This is a genomic window from Tardiphaga sp. 42S5, assembly GCF_034044155.1.
Lineage (GTDB): Bacteria > Pseudomonadota > Alphaproteobacteria > Rhizobiales > Xanthobacteraceae > Tardiphaga > Tardiphaga robiniae.
Map to the genome: position 1 here is coordinate 825,452 of NZ_CP139027.1, position 16,986 is coordinate 842,437.

The 16,986-nt window shown below is 62.5% G+C and carries 17 protein-coding genes; 6 read left to right on the forward strand and 11 right to left on the reverse strand.

Annotated features, from left to right (window positions below):
- Window positions 1-17 precede the first annotated feature (17 nt).
- Window positions 18-488 (reverse strand): hypothetical protein, encoded by a 471-nt coding sequence (locus SFY93_RS03890; protein ID WP_320446118.1) that lies wholly within the window; start codon window positions 486-488, stop codon window positions 18-20.
- Between the two features lie 107 nt (window positions 489-595).
- A complete protein-coding gene (locus SFY93_RS03895; protein ID WP_320446119.1) occupies window positions 596-2,134 on the reverse strand; it encodes a YifB family Mg chelatase-like AAA ATPase in 1,539 nt (512 codons plus the stop codon).
- A gap of 182 nt (window positions 2,135-2,316) precedes the next feature.
- Here SFY93_RS03895 and SFY93_RS03900 point away from each other — a divergent pair, with 182 nt between their 5' ends.
- Window positions 2,317-2,775 (forward strand): hypothetical protein, encoded by a 459-nt coding sequence (locus tag SFY93_RS03900; RefSeq protein WP_320446120.1) that lies wholly within the window; start codon window positions 2,317-2,319, stop codon window positions 2,773-2,775.
- A 21-nt stretch (window positions 2,776-2,796) separates the two neighbouring features.
- Window positions 2,797-3,351, forward strand: a complete 555-nt coding sequence (locus SFY93_RS03905; protein ID WP_320447688.1) for a diguanylate cyclase domain-containing protein — start codon at window positions 2,797-2,799, stop codon at window positions 3,349-3,351.
- Between the two features lie 72 nt (window positions 3,352-3,423).
- Here SFY93_RS03905 and SFY93_RS03910 read toward each other — a convergent pair whose 3' ends face one another.
- The 4 genes from SFY93_RS03910 to rsmI form a co-directional block, all read right to left on the reverse strand.
- Window positions 3,424-4,404 (reverse strand): MBL fold metallo-hydrolase, encoded by a 981-nt coding sequence (locus SFY93_RS03910; RefSeq protein ID WP_320446121.1) that lies wholly within the window; start codon window positions 4,402-4,404, stop codon window positions 3,424-3,426.
- A gap of 176 nt (window positions 4,405-4,580) precedes the next feature.
- Window positions 4,581-5,522, reverse strand: a complete 942-nt coding sequence (gshB, locus tag SFY93_RS03915; RefSeq protein WP_175369360.1) for a glutathione synthase — start codon at window positions 5,520-5,522, stop codon at window positions 4,581-4,583.
- A gap of 36 nt (window positions 5,523-5,558) precedes the next feature.
- Window positions 5,559-5,972 (reverse strand): YraN family protein, encoded by a 414-nt coding sequence (locus tag SFY93_RS03920; RefSeq protein ID WP_320446122.1) that lies wholly within the window; start codon window positions 5,970-5,972, stop codon window positions 5,559-5,561.
- Window positions 5,959-6,915, reverse strand: coding sequence for a 16S rRNA (cytidine(1402)-2'-O)-methyltransferase (gene rsmI / locus SFY93_RS03925; protein ID WP_320446123.1), 957 nt, complete (start codon window positions 6,913-6,915; stop codon window positions 5,959-5,961). The genes SFY93_RS03920 and rsmI overlap by 14 nt, the downstream gene beginning before the upstream one ends.
- 225 nt (window positions 6,916-7,140) lie before the next feature.
- Between rsmI and SFY93_RS03930 the strand changes: the two genes are divergently transcribed.
- Complete coding sequence (locus SFY93_RS03930; RefSeq protein WP_320446124.1) at window positions 7,141-8,355, forward strand: penicillin-binding protein activator; 1,215 nt, start codon at window positions 7,141-7,143, stop codon at window positions 8,353-8,355.
- 3 nt (window positions 8,356-8,358) lie between these two features.
- Here the strand turns inward: SFY93_RS03930 and hemW are convergent, their stop codons facing one another.
- The 3 genes from hemW to rph are packed head-to-tail and all read right to left on the reverse strand — an operon-like array spanning window position 8,359 to window position 10,902.
- The gene (gene hemW, locus SFY93_RS03935) at window positions 8,359-9,522 is read right to left on the reverse strand and encodes a radical SAM family heme chaperone HemW (RefSeq protein WP_320446125.1); all 1,164 of its coding nucleotides are present in this window, start codon (window positions 9,520-9,522) and stop codon (window positions 8,359-8,361) included.
- A complete protein-coding gene (gene rdgB / locus SFY93_RS03940) occupies window positions 9,509-10,144 on the reverse strand; it encodes an RdgB/HAM1 family non-canonical purine NTP pyrophosphatase (protein WP_320446126.1) in 636 nt (211 codons plus the stop codon). The genes hemW and rdgB overlap by 14 nt, the downstream gene beginning before the upstream one ends.
- 35 nt (window positions 10,145-10,179) lie before the next feature.
- Window positions 10,180-10,902 (reverse strand): ribonuclease PH, encoded by a 723-nt coding sequence (rph, locus tag SFY93_RS03945; protein ID WP_093757824.1) that lies wholly within the window; start codon window positions 10,900-10,902, stop codon window positions 10,180-10,182.
- Between the two features lie 153 nt (window positions 10,903-11,055).
- Between rph and hrcA the strand changes: the two genes are divergently transcribed.
- On the forward strand, window positions 11,056-12,144 hold the full coding sequence (gene hrcA, locus SFY93_RS03950; RefSeq protein ID WP_068730256.1) for a heat-inducible transcriptional repressor HrcA: 1,089 nt from the start codon (window positions 11,056-11,058) through the stop codon (window positions 12,142-12,144).
- A gap of 105 nt (window positions 12,145-12,249) precedes the next feature.
- Window positions 12,250-12,849: a nucleotide exchange factor GrpE gene (grpE, locus tag SFY93_RS03955; RefSeq protein ID WP_120287695.1), complete on the forward strand. Its 600-nt coding sequence runs from the start codon at window positions 12,250-12,252 to the stop codon at window positions 12,847-12,849.
- Between the two features lie 54 nt (window positions 12,850-12,903).
- On the opposite strand, the gene pncA is transcribed toward grpE, so the two are convergent.
- Window positions 12,904-13,620 carry a bifunctional nicotinamidase/pyrazinamidase gene (pncA, locus tag SFY93_RS03960; protein WP_320446127.1) on the reverse strand — a complete coding sequence of 239 codons (717 nt, stop codon included), beginning with the start codon at window positions 13,618-13,620 and terminating at the stop codon, window positions 12,904-12,906.
- Window positions 13,621-13,705: 85 nt separating this feature from the next.
- Window positions 13,706-14,650: a hypothetical protein gene (locus SFY93_RS03965; RefSeq protein ID WP_320446128.1), complete on the reverse strand. Its 945-nt coding sequence runs from the start codon at window positions 14,648-14,650 to the stop codon at window positions 13,706-13,708.
- A 380-nt stretch (window positions 14,651-15,030) separates the two neighbouring features.
- Between SFY93_RS03965 and dnaK the strand changes: the two genes are divergently transcribed.
- Entirely contained in the window at window positions 15,031-16,929 is a 1,899-nt protein-coding gene (gene dnaK, locus SFY93_RS03970) for a molecular chaperone DnaK (RefSeq protein WP_068730261.1), read from the forward strand.
- The last annotated feature ends 57 nt before the right edge of the window (window positions 16,930-16,986 follow it).

Below are 16,986 nucleotides of genomic sequence, written 5' to 3' on the forward strand. Positions count from 1 at the left end.
AAGCGTTAATGCGCGGCCTAGAGGCTGGCCGCTGCCATCCGCGCCGGGCTGCGGCTGTGGGCACTGACGATCAGCGCAGCGGCATCACGCGCCGTGAAGCTGCGAGACTTCACGAAGATCCGGTAGTCGGCGTCACCTTCCTCCGACAGATAGATGACGGGTTCCGAACTCGCGGATGTGTCGGCAATGCGGATGAAGCGCGTCGCAGCAGTGACGGGACAAGCATCCGGTTCCGCGGCATCGACATCATCAAGTACGACGAAGTCGGCGGTGTCAGCACTATCGACGATTTGCACACGGACGGTTGCCTGCAAGGGATCGCTGGTGAAGCTGACATGCGATTGCGCCTGCCAGGGCATGGTGGCGATCTGGACGCTGGTCTCACCGGTGGAGATGCAGGGATGCGTGCCGGCTACGAGATCGCCACGGGCGAGAAATGCCGCGAGTACCAGAGGAATCGTTGAGGCTAAAATCTTGAAACGCAGCATGACACGGTACTCGCCCTGGCCCCGCAATGCAGGGTTATGGTGAGCAGAGCGTAAACAAAACTCGTTACTATCGCGTTGACGTCCACACCAGGGGCGATGAGGTGACGTCAAGCAGCTCGGCGAACGTCCTCCGCCAGCGCGCGATAAGACAACGCTTCGGCCAGATGCAGCCGCCCGATTTTCTCGGCGCCGTCGAGATCCGCCAGCGTCCGCGCCACGCGTAGCACGCGGTGATAGCCGCGCGCGGTCAGTCGCATCGTTTCGGCGGCATCGCGCAGCAATGTCAGTCCCTGGGCATCCGGCTGCGCAACCGTTTCCAGCACAGACGCGGGCGCGGAGGCATTGGTATGTGTGCCCGGCAATCCCGCCGCGGCATAACGCATGGTCTGCAGATCGCGCGCGGCGGCGACACGCGCCGCGACTTCGGCGGAACCTTCCGACGGTGGTGGCAGAATGAGATCCGCCGCGGTCACCGCGGGCACTTCGATGCGCAGATCAATGCGGTCCATCAAGGGGCCCGAGATGCGCGCCTGATAGTCGGAGGTGCAGCGGTCGATCCGGCCGCGCTTGCAGGAGAAGCCAGGCTCGAAAGCGTGACCGCAGCGGCATGGATTCATCGCAGCGACAAGCATGAAACGAGCGGGATAGGTGACGCGATGATTGGCACGCGAGACCGCCACCTCGCCATTCTCGAGCGGCGCGCGCAGCGAATCCAGCACGCGCGGATCGAATTCCGGCAATTCATCGAGAAACAGCACGCCTTGATGCGCCAGCGAAATCTCGCCCGGCCGCGCGCGAAGGCCGCCCCCGGTGAGTGCGGCCATGCTGGCGGAATGATGCGGCGCGCGGAACGGCCGGCGTGAGGTGAGCGCACCGTCCTTGATCTCGCCGGCCACCGACGCGATCATCGAGACTTCGAGCAGCTCCGCCGGCGATAGCGGCGGCAGGATCGATGGCAGCCGCGCCGCCAGCATGGATTTTCCTGATCCCGGACTGCCGGCCATCAACAGGTGATGGCCGCCGGCTGCGGCGATTTCCAGCGCGCGTTTGGCGCTTTCCTGTCCCTTGATGTCGCGCAGATCCAGCAGCGTTTCCTCACGCGCATGTATCTTCGGCTGCGGCCGCGACAGAACCTGCGTGCCCTTGAAGTGATTGGCGATCTGGATCAGCGACGTCGCGGCAATGATCTGAATATCGGGACTGGCCCAGGCCGCCTCTGCCCCGCAAGCCGCCGGACAGATCAATCCCTCGTCGCGCGCATTGGCGCCGATGGCAGCCGGCAGCACGCCGGCGACCGGAGCGAGCGAGCCATCGAGACCGAGTTCGCCGAGCACGGTGAAGCCCGTCAATGCATCCGGCGGAATCGCGCCGATCGCGGCCATCAATCCCAGCGCGATCGGCAGATCGTAATGGCTGCCTTCCTTGGGTAAGTCAGCGGGCGCGAGATTGACGATGATCCGCCGTGCCGGCAGCGCCAGACCCGAGGCGACCAGCGCGGCACGGACCCGTTCGCGCGCTTCGGATACTGCCTTGTCGGGCAGGCCGACAATCAAAAAATTCGGCAGACCGGGCACGACCTGAACCTGCACGTCGACCGCGCGGGCCTCGATCCCCTCAAAGGCTACGGTGGAAACCCGTTGAACCATGCCGCCCTCATTCGAGATGAGAGCGTAACCTAAGGTTGCTTCTATTTCAAGAACAATCAGTGAACAAAATGTAGCGGTAAAGTATGCTGGTTTTGGTTGAAGTAGGCCATTGGCGTGGAAAATCTTAAACACGTCATGCAAAGCATCCTATGAGCTTCGAGACGAAGACTGGGTGCCCGCAGATGTCAGATCGCTTGTCGATGCCGCCAGACGCTCCGGATGACGCCGACCTGATCGCTGCGCTGAAGGCGCAGATCGAAGCTCAGCAGGCCATCATCGATCAACAGGCTGCTTCGCTGGCGCATAGCCGGAAGATATTCGATCGCTCCTCGGCGGCAGCGCGAATCGGCGTCTGGGAATGCGACCTCTCCGATGAATCGCTGGTCTGGACCGATGTCGTCTATGACATCTTCGATCTACCGCGTGGCTCGACGCCGATTCGCGAGGAGGCGCTCGCCTGTTATCCCGAAGAATCCGTCAGGGAACTGACGAAGCGGCGCAGCAAGGCCATCGAGGATTGCACGGGCTTCAGTCTCGATGCGGAGATCATCACCTTCAAGGGCAACCGGCGCTGGATCAGGATCACGGCCACTGTCGAGTCGGTCGATGGCGTTGCCGTCCGCATCTTCGGCATGAAGTAAGACATCACCGAAGAGAAAATTCTGGCGGATCGCAATCGCTATCTCGCCGAATTCGATACGCTGACCGGCCTCGCCAATCGCAGCCAGTTTCAAACCAAGCTGTCGCTGTTCGATGCGGCGTCGGCCATCAAGGTGAAGCCGTTCGGCGCGCTGCTGTTGATCGATCTCGATGAATTCAAGCCGGTCAATGACTGTTTCGGCCACGCAGCGGGCGATGCCTGCCTGACCATCGTTGCAAATCGAATTCGCAACATCTGTGCCGGTGCGGAACTGGTCGCACGACTCGGCGGTGACGAATTCGCGGTTCTGCTGGGGCCTCACGCGCAATTCGAGGAAGCCTCGGAGACGGCGCGTGCGATTGTCACGCAGTTGGGACTGCCGATTGATCATCGCGGACAACAGTTGCGGGTTGGCGCATCGGTCGGCATCGCGCTGGCCGATAACTGCACGTCATCGCAATTGGCAGCCATGGCTGATTCGGCGCTCTATGCGGCGAAGGATGCCGGACGTGGCACGTTCCGAATCTACAAACGCGGAGCGGAGAGACGTCCGAGGGATGCCTCATCCGCGGCGTGAGGATAAATTGCTGCGGAATTCCTGCGGCGGTCACTGTCTCAAGATCGCCGCAGGAAAGTCGCAGGATTTCCGCTAGAGATTCATCACCATCGGCTCGGCGATATAGCGGAAGCCGTCGCCTGATTTCACCACATGACCATAGCCCGGCCACGCGAAGTGATAGGACATCACGGCGGTCTTGTTGGCTGCGAGCATGTCGAGCATCTTCACCCGCGTCGCCGCTGCCATCTTCGGATCGGAGTCATAGGCGAACTCCATCCGCGGCTTCTCCAGCAGCAGCACCTGATGATGGGTGAGGTCGCCGAGGAAGGCGAAAGATTTCCCGCCCGACTGTATCATGAACATGTGGTGGCCGAACGTATGGCCAGGTGCATGCATGGCGGTGACGCCCGGCAGGAACTCCTGGCCGTCCTTGAAGAACACCAGGCGATCCTTCACCGGCAGCAGGTTCTTGCGTGCATGGACGATGAAGTCCTTGAGCGGCGAACCGAGCTTGCCTTCGTCGGTCCAGAACTTGAAGTCTTCCTCGCTGAGATAGACCTGCGCGTTGGGAAACAGCGGCTTGTCATTGGCATCGACGATGCCGCCGATATGATCGATATGTGCGTGCGAGCACACCACGGCATCGATATCGCCCGGCTTGATGCCGGCTTCGGCCATGCTCTTCTGCAGGCGGCCCGTGGTGTTGCCGAATAGTTGCGACGTGCCCATGCCGGTGTCGAACAGGATGAGCTTGTCGCCCATGTTGACGATCGGCGCGTTCTGTTCGAGCACGACATTGCTGCTGCTGAGGAAATTATCCGTCAGCATCTTCTGCACGTCTTCCTTGGGCACGCCGACGAATGTGCCGGAGGGATCGCCGAGCGGCAAAGGTCCGTCGGAGACAACGGTGACTTCCGCGTTGCCTAACATGAAACGGTGGAAGTAGGGCGCCTGTGTGCCGAGCTTTGGTGCCTTGGCCGATGCACTGCCGATGAGGCCGGGAGCGAGGAGATTAGCGCCCAATCCTGCGCCGAGCGAGAGCAGGGACCTTCGCGAAACTTCTGAAGTCATGCGTTTCTCCACTGATATGCTTTTGCTTGCCGCCACATGTAGCGGGCCGCTCGATTGGTCGAGCGTGCATCGGCATGCTGCGCTTGTCGTCCATGACTGGCAAGCAAAAGCAGCAAGCGGAGAATTGCGACAAATGGAATTCAAACTGCTGCGTCAAGTATTGACGCGAGCGGAGTTTACTTCCGCCTCGCTTCGATCACGTCCCAGACTCGCGCCGCGACATCCGGTCCGCCAAGCTTGGCGATGGCGCGAATGCCCGTGGGCGACGTCACGTTGATCTCTGTGAGATTGCCATCGATCACGTCGATGCCGACGAACAGCAGACCGAGATCACGCAGTGCCGGTCCGACACGTTCGCAGATTTCGCGCTCACGCGGCGAGAGTTCGGTGGCCTTGGCGGCGCCGCCACGCACCATGTTGGAGCGCAAATCGTCTTCAGCCGGCACGCGGTTCACGGCACCCGCGAATTCACCGTCGATCAGGATGATGCGCTTGTCACCATGCTTCACTTCGGGAAGGAAACGCTGGATGACCCACTGCTCCTTGAAGGTCACGGAGAACAGATCGTAAAGCGAACCGAAATTCATGTCCTGCGGCAGCACGCGAAACACCGCTGCGCCGCCATGGCCATGCAACGGCTTCATCACCACCGCGCCATGTTCGGCACGAAATGCATTGATCTCGTCTTTGTCGCGCGAGATCAGCGTCGGCGGCATCAGATCCGAGAAGCCCATCACAAAGATCTTCTCCGGCGCGTTGCGCACCGAGGCTGGATCATTGACAACCAGCGTCTTCGGATGGATGCGCTCCAGAAGATGCGTCGAGGTGATGTAAGCGAGATCAAATGGCGGGTCCTGGCGCAGCAGCACCACGTCGAAGGATTCCATGGTGGTGCGGGTGGGCTCACCGAGGGTGAAGTAATCGCCTTCCACGTCGCGCACCGACAGCGATTGCACCGGCGCCACCACGTCATTGCCGCGCAGCGAGAGCTTGTCCGGCGTATAATAGGACAGTTTGTGGCCACGCTTCTGGGCTTCCAGCAGCATCGCGAAGGTCGAATCGCCCTTGTGATTGATGCGCGCAATGGGGTCCATCTGGACGGCGACGTTCAAGGTCATGCTGGGGTCCGGAATTGTGGTCGGGAAAGCGAAAACTCAGGTACTGGCGTCGAATGCCGCTAACAGATGGCGTGGCAAATGTCTTGGCGCAATCAGCACGACGTCGAAACGCAGGTCGAATTCCGCATGTTCGGGATGCGTCATCAGCCAGCCTTGGGCGGCATCCATGATCCGGGCCTGCTGGCGGGGCGTCACCGCATAGGCGGCCTCGTCCAGGCTGGCGCGGGCCTTCACTTCGATAAAGGCGATCAGGCTGCGCTTCCTGGCAACGATGTCGATCTCGCCATGGGGGGTACGAAAGCGGCGGGCCAGGATGCGGTAGCCCTTGGCCAGCAGCAAAGCGGCAGCGCAGCTTTCGGCGGAGAGGCCGGTATTGAACGCGGCAACGCGCTCGGGCGCAGCCGGCTTGGGCGCGGGCTTTGGCGCGGAAACTTTGTCAGTCTTCACCATCGCCGGAGTCCCTGTGAATCTCCTTGGCGAGCTCCAGCGCGCGGGCATAGACGGCGCGGCGCGGCCGGCCGGACAGTTCGACCGCATGCGCCACGGCATCCTTGACGCTGTCACGCTGCAACGAGCTGCGCAGCAGGGCGTCGAGATCGTCTTCGGTCATGGCCTGCGCATCCGCAGCCGGTGGCCCGATGACGAGTACGAATTCACCGCGGGTCTCCAGCCCATCGGCTTCCTTGGCCAGGTCGGCAATCGCTCCGCGATTGACCTCTTCATGCATCTTGGTGAGTTCGCGGCAGATCGCCGCATCGCGGTTGCCCATGATGTCTGCGAGATCGGCCAGCGTGTCCTGCACGCGGTTGCCGGAGTCGAACATCACCAGCGTGGCATCGATAGCAGCTAGCTCGGTCAGGCGGGATCGCCGCGCCATCTGCCGCGATGGCAGAAAACCCTCGAAGAAAAAGCGATCCGTCGGCAGGGCAGAGACGGCCAGCGCGGCTAGCACCGAGGACGGCCCCGGCAGCGAAATCACATTGAAGCCTGCTGCAGTCACTTCCCGCACGAGTTTGAAGCCCGGGTCGGAAATCAATGGCGTGCCGGCATCCGACACCAGCGCGATGGACGCGCCCTGCGACAGCTTTTCAAGAATTTTTGGCCGTGCCTGTTCGGCATTGTGCTCATGATATTGCTTGAGTGTGCCGGTGATCCCGTAGCGCTCGGTTAGGCGGCGGGTGATGCGGGTGTCTTCGCAGGCGATAATATCGACCCCCGCCAGGGTCTCCAGCGCGCGCAGGGTGATGTCGCCAAGATTGCCGATCGGCGTGGCTACGAGATGCAGCCCCGGAACAGCTTTCGGTGCCATGAGCAGATGGCCGGAGACCGTGAAGGTCCGGGCCGATGGCGCCGCGGCGTCCGCAGGCGATGGGGAGAGGGGTGTTGCGCGCATGGCGACAATGTAGAGCGAATTGCGCAAAAGGGGGACAGCCGTTTTTTGGGCGTTTGGCCGTGGTTCATTCCCGTCGTGCTAATCCAGCCGCGGTGACGGGGTATGCCGGACATAAAGCTTTTGTTTTGGTTAACTTATCGCCGACAATATGTCTGAATCCGCGCCTCACACTATATAGTGGGTGACGAGCCGGGCCGATCTGATACGGCCGAAAGAAGAGAAGTGATGGCGGATCCGTTCGACCCCAAATCCGGGACCAAGGGCGCAACGCGGCGGACGGCTGTCGGCCTGCTGCTGGGTGCGCCGTTGCTCGGAGCTTGCGCGGGTGTGCAATCGACGCTGACCAATGCCTTTGGCACCGGACCCAGTGCGCCATCGGGACCCCCCGCCGGACCGGCGCAGCAGTCGCAAGCCATCGGCACCGGCGGCACGAAAGTCGGACTGATCCTGCCGCTGTCGGCTTCGGGCAATGCCGGCGTCGCCGCGCAGTCGATGAAGAATGCCGCTGAGATGGCACTCGCCGAATTCCAGAACCCCAGCATTCAACTGCTGATTAAGGACGACAATGGGAGCGCGCAGGGCGCGCAGCAGGCCGCCCAGCAGGCGCTCGACGAAGGATCCGAAATCATTCTCGGACCGTTGTTTGCGCTGTCAGTGCCGGCCACCGCGCAGCTCACGCGCGCGCGCAACGTGCCGGTGATCGCGTTCTCGACCGATTCGAGTGTCGCGGGCCGCGGTGTGTATCTGCTCAGCTTCCTGCCCGAGTCGGACGTCAATCGCATCGTCGATTACGCCGCGGGCACGGGCAAACGCTCCTTTGCGGCGATGCTGCCCGAGAATGCCTATGGCAATGTCGTTGAGGTCGCTTTCAAGCAGGCCGTCGCGCGCAAGGGTGGCCGCGTCGTCGCTTTTGAGCGCTATGGCGCGGACCGCTCCAGCGCAGCACGCAACATCGCGGCATCGCTCACCGGCGCCGACGCGTTGTTCATTGCCGACGATGGCGACGCGGTTGTCGCAACGGCTGATGCCTTGACTGCGGCGGGTGCCAATCTGCGCAATGTGCAATTGCTCGGCACGGGCCTGTGGGACAATCCGCGCGTCTTCAACAGCGCCGCGCTGCAGGGCGGGCTCTATGCCGCGCCGGATCCCGCAGGGTTTCGTGCCTTTGCGGGCCGCTATCGCGCGAAATATGGCGGCGATCCTGTGCGTACCGCGACGCTCGCTTACGATGCAGTGGCGCTGGTCGCCGCCTTGGCGCGCACCCAAGGCGGACAGCGGTTCGCACCTGAAACGCTCACCAATCCGTCCGGCTTTGCCGGCATCGATGGTCTGTTTCGTTTCCGCAGCGATGGCGGCAACGATCGCGGCCTCGCCGTGATGAAGGTTGCGTCGGGTGGTGGTCAGGCCGTGGCGGGCTCGCCGAAGAGTTTCGGGGCGTAGCGCCTACGCCGCCAGATCTGCCACGACAGCATCAAGCACGGGGAATCCCTCCTGCGTCACGCGCAGGCGGCCGTTCTGCTCGACGACGATGGCGCCTTCCTCGCGCAGGATGGCGATGCGCTTCTCATCCAGCGCGCGGCCGGACAGCATCTGATAGCGCGCGGGATCGATACCTTCGGCGAGGCGCAGGCCCATCAGCAGATATTCGTCGGCGCGTTCTTCGCTGTTGAGCAATTCATCCGATGTTACGCCGTGGCCGTTGTCTTCCACACGCATCACCCAGGCTTCCGGGCGTTTCTCGGTGGCGATGGCATGTCTGACACCGTCGATGTCGAGGCGGCCATGGGCGCCAGGCCCGATGCCGGCATATTCCTGACCGCGCCAATAGACGAGGTTGTGTTTGCACTCCGCGCCGGGGCGGGCATGATTGGAAATCTCGTAGAACGGCAGGCCTTGCTGTGCGCAGACCTCCTGCGTCACGTCATAAAGCGTGCGCGCGAGACCTTCGTCGGGTGTCTTGAGTTTGCCGGCGGCGTGCAATCCGAAGAACGGCGTGCCTTCCTCGATGGTCAGCTGATACAGCGATAGATGTTCGGCGGCTTCCGAGATGGCGAGCTTGAGTTCGTCGGTCCACATCTGCGGGGTCTGGTCGGGGCGCGCATAGATCAGATCGAACGAATACCGATCGAACGCGCTGCGCGCGATGGCCACGGCATCGAGTGCCTCGCGCGCCGTATGCAAACGTCCGAGCGACTTCAGCGACGCATCGTCGAGTGCCTGTACGCCAAGTGACACGCGGTTGACGCCGGCCTCGCGATAGCCGCGAAAGCGCGTCGCTTCGACGGAGGTCGGGTTGGCTTCAAGTGATACTTCGACGTCGGAGGCGACGTTCCAGTATTTACCGATCGAGTCGAGAATAGCGCCGACGGTTTGTGGCTGCATCAGCGACGGCGTACCGCCGCCGAGAAAGATCGACGTCACCGTACGGCTGGGCGTGCGCGCTGCGGTGGTTTCGATCTCGCGTGCGAAAGCGCGCGCGAAACGTACTTCATCGACAGCGTGATGACGGACATGGCTGTTGAAGTCGCAATACGGGCACTTCGACAGGCAGAACGGCCAGTGCACATAGACGCCGAAAGCGTCTTGCTGTGCGTCAGCGGGGTTCAAGGCAGATCTCCGCGAGTTTCACGAATGCCTTGGCGCGATGCGACAAGCCCTCGCCGAGTGGCGGCAACCCGTGCTTCTCGACCGCGGTCATTTCGCCGTAGGTGCGGGTGTGACCATCGGGCAGGAATGTCGGATCGTACCCGAAGCCGGCAGCGCCGCGCGGCGGCCAGACCAGCGTGCCATGCGCATGCGCTTCGACTTCCTCAAGATGACCGTCGGGCCAGGCCACGCAGAGTGCCGAGACGAAATGCGCGGTGCGTTTGTCGGGTGTGGTCGCACCGCGCTCCTGCAACAGGCGTTCGATCCGCGTCATGGCGCCGGTGAAGTCCTTGGACTCGCCGGCCCAGCGCGCCGAGAGGATGCCGGGCGCGCCGTCGAGGGCATCGACGACGAGGCCGGAATCATCTGCGAAGGCGGGCAGTTGCGCGACATTGGCCGCGGCAATCGCCTTGATCGCGGCATTGGCCTTGAAGGTGTTGCCGGTCTCGTCGGGTTCGGCGAGACCGAGCTCGCCGGCCGACACTGCTTCGATGCCGTAGGGGGCCAAGAGATCGCGCATCTCGGCAAGCTTGCCGGGATTGTGGGTGGCGATGACGAGCTTCCCAGTGATTCGACGATGCATGATGCGAGTCTACGCCTGCTTGATGACTTGCGGAATCACGCGATGGCCATTTTCTGCAGTTCAACCAGACGTCCGACGCCCTTTTGCGCCAGTGCCATCAACTTCAGGAACTCGTCCTGCGTGAACGGCGTCTTCTCGGCAGTGCCCTGCACCTCGATGATGCGGCCGTCGCCGGTCATCACGAAATTGGCGTCGGTGTCGGCTTCGGAATCTTCGGCATAATCGAGATCGAGCACCGGCGTGCCCTGATAGATGCCGCAGGAAATCGCCGCGATATTGTCGCGCAGCACGTTGCCGCCGCCGTTCTTGAACATGTTGCGGTTCTTCATCCACGAGATGCAGTCGGCCAGCGCAACCCATGCGCCGGTGATCGACGCCGTGCGGGTGCCGCCATCGGCCTGGATCACGTCGCAGTCGATGGTGATCTGGCGTTCGCCGAGCGCTTCGAGGTCGACGGCCGCGCGCAGCGAGCGGCCGATCAGGCGCTGGATCTCGACGGTGCGGCCGCCCTGCTTGCCGGATGCGGCTTCGCGGCGGGTGCGTTCCAGCGTGGCGCGGGGCAGCATGCCGTATTCGGCGGTGACCCAACCGCGGCCCTGGCCCTTGAGCCATGGCGGCAGGCGCTCTTCCAGCGTGGCGGTCACCAGCACGTGGGTGTCACCGAATTTCACCATGCAGGAGCCTTCGGCATATTTGACCACGCCGCGTTCCAGCGACACGGCGCGCAGTTCATCGGGCGCACGACGGCTTGGCCGCATGAGAAAATCCTTCCAAATGTCCAGAGAGAGCCTGTTCGCGGTGCTTTTAGGGGGCACGGAGCGCAGCGGCAAGGGCAGGGCAGGTTCCACGCATGCAATGGTGCTTGTATCCGGGGGCTCGGGGCGACAGATTAGGTCCTCAAGGAGTACCCTGTGGCCCACCACGATCCGATCGGCCTGATTTCGCCGCATGCCGGGCTCGCCCAGCTCAATGAGCGATCGCGTGAGATCTTCCGGCAGATCGTCGAGAGCTATCTCGCCACTGGCGAACCTGTCGGTTCGCGCAATATTTCGCGCCTGATCACGGTTCCGCTGTCGCCGGCCTCGGTCCGCAACGTCATGTCGGACCTGGAGCAGCTCGGCCTGATTTATGCACCGCATACGTCTGCTGGACGGCTGCCTACTGAACTCGGACTGCGGTTCTTCGTTGATGCCCTGATGCAGGTCGGTGACCTCACCGAACCAGAGCGGCAATCGATCCAGCAGCAGCTGTCCTCGGTAGGGCGCTCGCAGACCGTGGAGGCGGCGCTTGGCGAGGCGCTGACGCAGCTGTCCGGGCTGACCCGCGCGGCGGCGGTGGTTCTGACCGCCAAGTCCAATGTGCGGCTGAAACACATCGAATTCGTCCGTCTGGAGCCCGAAAAGGCGCTGGTCGTGCTGGTCGCCGAGGATGGCCAGGTCGAAAACCGCGTGTTGACCCTGCCGCCGGGGGTGCCGTCGTCGGCGCTGAACGAGGCGTCGAACTTCCTCAATGCCCGGATTCGCGGCCGCACGCTGGCTGAGGCCCGGTTGGAACTGGAAACGGCACTGACCCAGAACCAGATTGAGCTCGATCAACTGACCCAGAAGGTCATTGCCGCCGGCATTGCCAGCTGGTCGGGTGGCGAGAAGGACGATCGGCAGCTGATCGTGCGCGGCCAGGCCAATCTGCTCGAGGATCTCCATGCGCTGGAGGATCTTGAACGCGTTCGCCTCCTGTTCGACGATCTCGAAGCCAAGCGCGAGGTGATCGATCTTCTCGGCCGGGCGGAGACGGCCGAAGGTGTCCGCATCTTCATCGGCTCGGAAAATAAGCTGTTCTCGCTGTCCGGCTCGTCCACGATCATTGCGCCCTACAGCGATGGCGCCGGCCATATCGTCGGCGTTCTCGGTGTCATCGGCCCGACCCGGCTGAACTATGCGCGGGTGATCCCGATGGTAGATTACGCGGCGCGCATCGTCAGCCGCATGCTCGGCGGCTGACAGATCGGCCGAATCCGGCTGGTTGCGCTTGATTTTCGGCGCTCAAACCCCGATATCCCGCTCAGCAATCCCACCATTTTGGCGTGTTTTTGAGAAGGCAGCGTGATGACTGATTCCAATGGGCAGAACGACAATCAGGACAAGACGGCGCAGGCCGCCGATCCGGTGGTCTCCAAGCCCTACATCATGCCGGACGATCCGGAACCGAATTCAGTCGAGGCCCTGACCAAGGAAGCGGCGGAATCGCGCGACAAGATGCTGCGCACGCTGGCGGAGATGGAAAATCTGCGCAAGCGGACCCAGAAGGAAGTCGCCGACGGCCGCACCTATGCGATCGCCAATTTCGCGCGCGAAGTGCTCGATATCGCCGACAGCCTGCAGCGCGCCCTCGATGCCGTGCCTGCCGATACCAAGGCCGCCGCCGATCCGGGCCTGAAGGCGCTGCTCGAAGGCGTGGAGCTCACTGAGCGCTCGCTACTCAACACGCTGGAAAAGAACGGCGTGAAGAAGTTCGACCCGTCGGGCGAGAAATTCGATCCGAATTTCCAGCAGGCGATGTACGAAGTGCCCGATGCTTCCGTGCCTGCGGGCACCGTCGTTCAGGTCGTGCAGGCCGGCTACACCATTGGCGAGCGCGTGCTGCGCCCGGCGCTGGTCGGTGTCTCGAAGGGTGGCGCCAAGGCTGCACCTGTAGCGTCGGAGTAAAGCTGCGTAGTAAGAGCTGAATCGCCCGGTCAAGCCGGGCGATGACAGCGAGAGTTAAGCCGCCAGATCGCCCGACTGAATACGCTTCACGCCGGCCTTGTTCATGTCGGCCCAGGCTTTGGCCAGTGAGCCCTGCGTGTCGATGCCGCGGCAGGCATCTTCGACTACATAGACATCGAAACCTGCTTTTCGCGCATCGAGCGCGGACCACGCGACACAGAAGTCGGTGGCGAGGCCGGCGATAAATACGCGCTGCAATTTGCGGGCTTTCAGATAGGCGGCAAGACCGGTGGTGGTCTTTCCGTCAGCCTCGGTAAACGCCGAATAGCTGTCGACGTCCTTGCTGAAGCCCTTGCGCAGGATCAGCTCGGTATGCGGGATCGCGAGATCCTTCGACAGCGCAGCCCCTTCAGTGCCCTGCACGCAGTGATCCGGCCACAGCACCTGCTTGCCGTACTTCACCTCGGTGGTTTCGAACGGTTTCTTGCCGCTATGGCTGGACGCAAACGAGATGTGACCCGGCGTGTGCCAGTCCTGCGTCATCACCACGTCGGCGAATTTCTTTGCGATGGCGTTGATGACCGGCACGACCTTGTCGCCGTCCTTCACCGCAAGGCTGCCACCGGGCAGGAAGCAGTTCTGCACGTCGATCACCAGCAACACGGATGTACGATCGAGGCTGACCTTGCCAGCGGCGGATAGTGTTTTGGGAGCAAGGCTGGTCATGGCCATGGTTCCAAGCCCTCCGAGAATTTGACGTCTGTTGAGCATCGCGAAATTCCCCGTACCGAATTGGCCCAGCAAATCAGGTCACGGGGAGATCGTAAAGCGGGCCGTGAGGACGGCCGTGCGTTCTTTAGCGCGGCTCGATACCGTCGCGCACGGCGCGGAAGCGCGGAAACGCCTTGGCCCAATCGTCACGTGGGGCGCTTGCGATAATGCGCATGGTGACCTTGCCGCCGCCGAAGCGCAGCCACTGCACAACGCTGACCGGCGTGTTGTTCTTGCCGCTGACGGCGTCGATACGGGTCTCCCAGCCTGCCATGCCGTCGATCCGTTGCGGCTCCGACATGGTGATGCGGCCTTCGCGCAGGCCGGGAATCGTGCCTGCGGCCTGCTGGGCAAAGCGGCCGCGATCTTCAGCCTTTTCCGGCGCGGAGGCCAGGCTGCCGATCACCACAAAAGGACTCGTTTCGATGCTGTTCTCGTCGCTCGAGTCGGCCAGCAATAGCGCGGCACCCGGCGCCAGCGTGCGGACGGTCTTGAAGTCGCTCATTTCCGAGACCTTGAACGGCATCAGACCGAGTTGTTCTGCCAGCGGGACTTCCTTGCGGACAACGGCGGATGAGAGCATCTGGCGCACCGCGTCGTCGGTGTAGATTTTCTGGGCGTTTTCCGGGACCTGCACGGCGACATAGCCGGAGAAGGTCCCGCCGCTGACGATCATCGAATAGCGCCTGACATTGCCGGTCGCGTCCTTGGCGTTCTCGATCGTGTAGAAGGCCTTTCCGGCCGTGGTCTCGATGCTCTCGGGCTTCGCGGCCATACCAGCCGGATTGGCCTTGAACGCGATCTCAACCTCGTTGAAGGCGGCGGCTGGTAGCTCGGTCATGAGCACTTTGACGCCCTGATCGGATGTCTCGAAGCCGACAAAGGTCTTTGCCGGGGCGAGGCCGACCAGCGGGGCCAGACCCACGCGGACCCCCGGCGGGAAAATCGGATCGGCCGCCAAAGCGGGGCGGTGGGCGACCGAAATGGCCGTCAGCATGGTCAAGGCGAACAGGGGCGCAGCATGTTTCATGAAAAATCTACTGGGTTTGCATTGAGGCTGTTCGATGGTGCGGGGCTCCGGCCTTGGTCGCCGCGCGCCCGGTCGGAAAGGGCTTTCACGGTTGCCCTGTTCCGCCAACAGATCAAGCCATAAATCCGTTCCCGGCGCCGTCCGCGCCCATCCGTCGCGTATTGGCGAAACAACCGCCAAGGGTCTGTTTCACCAAATATTAATTTCGCGCACCGGTCGTGTTTTCATGGGTCTGGAGTGTGCCAGATGCCTTGCGGCCACCACCCCCCCTCCTATATGAGGCCTACCGTCGCAATATCGCGAATAGTTGATGTTTGGGGGTTGGGAGCGGGGTGCCGTCAGGGCCCAGCCAACCTGCCGCAGAAAAAGGATATGAGAGCATGGGAAAGGTCATCGGTATCGACCTCGGTACGACGAATTCCTGCGTCGCCGTCATGGATGGCAAAACGCCGAAGGTCATCGAGAACGCAGAAGGCATGCGGACCACGCCGTCCATCGTGGCTTTTACCGATGATGGCGAGCGCCTCGTCGGCCAGCCGGCCAAGCGCCAGGCAGTTACCAATCCCGAGCGCACCATTTTCGCGGTGAAGCGCCTGATCGGCCGCCGCTATGACGATCCGACCGTCGAGAAGGACAAGAAGCTCGTCCCCTACAAGATTGCCAAGGGTGGCAATGGCGACGCCTGGGTCGAAGTCGACGGTAAAACCTATTCGCCCTCGCAGATCTCCGCCTTCACGCTGCAGAAGATGAAGGAGACCGCGGAGGCTCATCTCGGCCAGAAGGTCGAGCAGGCCGTCATCACCGTGCCCGCTTACTTCAACGACGCCCAGCGTCAGGCCACCAAGGATGCCGGCAAGATCGCTGGTCTCGAAGTGCTGCGCATCATCAACGAGCCGACTGCTGCTGCGCTCGCTTACGGCCTCGACAAGTCGAAGTCCGGCACCATCGCGGTGTACGACCTCGGCGGTGGTACCTTCGACGTCTCGATCCTTGAGATCGGCGACGGCGTGTTCGAAGTGAAGTCCACCAACGGCGATACGTTTCTCGGCGGTGAAGACTTCGACATGCGTCTGGTCGGCTACCTCGCCGACGAGTTCAAGAAAGAGCAGGGCATCGACCTGCGCAACGACAAGCTGGCCCTGCAGCGTCTGAAGGAAGCTGCTGAAAAAGCGAAGATCGAGCTGTCGTCGACGACCCAGACCGAAATCAACCTGCCGTTCATCACGGCGGATGCCTCAGGTCCGAAGCATCTGACGCTGAAGCTGACCCGCGCCAAGTTCGAAGCGCTGGTCGACGATCTCGTGCAGAAGACCATCGAGCCTTGCCGCAAGGCGCTCAAGGATGCCGGCCTCACCGCCGGTGAAATCGGCGAAGTGGTTCTGGTCGGCGGCATGATCCGCATGCCGAAGATCCAGGAAGTCGTGAAGCAGTTCTTCGGCAAGGAGCCCCACAAGGGCGTCAACCCGGACGAAGTCGTGGCCATCGGCGCCGCCATTCAGGCCGGCGTGCTGCAGGGCGACGTCAAGGACGTGCTGCTGCTCGACGTGACCCCGCTGTCGCTGGGCATCGAGACGCTGGGTGGCGTGTTCACCCGGATCATCGAGCGCAACACAACGATCCCGACCAAGAAGAGCCAGGTGTTCTCGACGGCCGAAGACAACCAGAACGCCGTTACCATCCGGGTCTTCCAGGGTGAGCGCGAAATGGCGGCCGACAACAAGCCGCTCGGCCAGTTCGACCTGATGGGCATTCCGCCGGCTCCGCGCGGCATGCCGCAGGTCGAGGTGACCTTCGACATCGACGCCAATGGCATCGTCAACGTGTCGGCGAAGGACAAGGCGACCAACAAGGAACAGCAGATCCGGATCCAGGCATCCGGCGGTCTGTCCGAGTCCGACATCCAGAAGATGGTCAAGGACGCCGAAGCGAACGCTGCCGAGGACAAGAAGCGTCGTGAGGCTGTCGATGCCAAGAACCACGGTGATGCCCTCGTGCATTCGACCGAGAAGGCTCTCGGCGAGCATGGCGACAAGGTTGGTGAGACCGAGCGCCGCGCCATCGAGGATGCCATGAGCGACCTGAAGGAAGCTCTGAAGGGTGATGATGCCGAGGCGATCAAGGCCAAGACCAACACGCTGGCGCAAGCTTCGATGAAGCTCGGCGAAGCGATGTACACCCAGCAGGCCGAGGCTGACGCCAAGCGCGATGCCGAGAAGGATGACGTGGTCGACGCCGAATTCACGGAAGTCGACGACGACAAGCCGAAGAAGTCGGCCTGATAGGCGAGCGGAACGATGACCCTCATCCTGAGTAGCGCGGTGCGCGTCTCGAAGGAT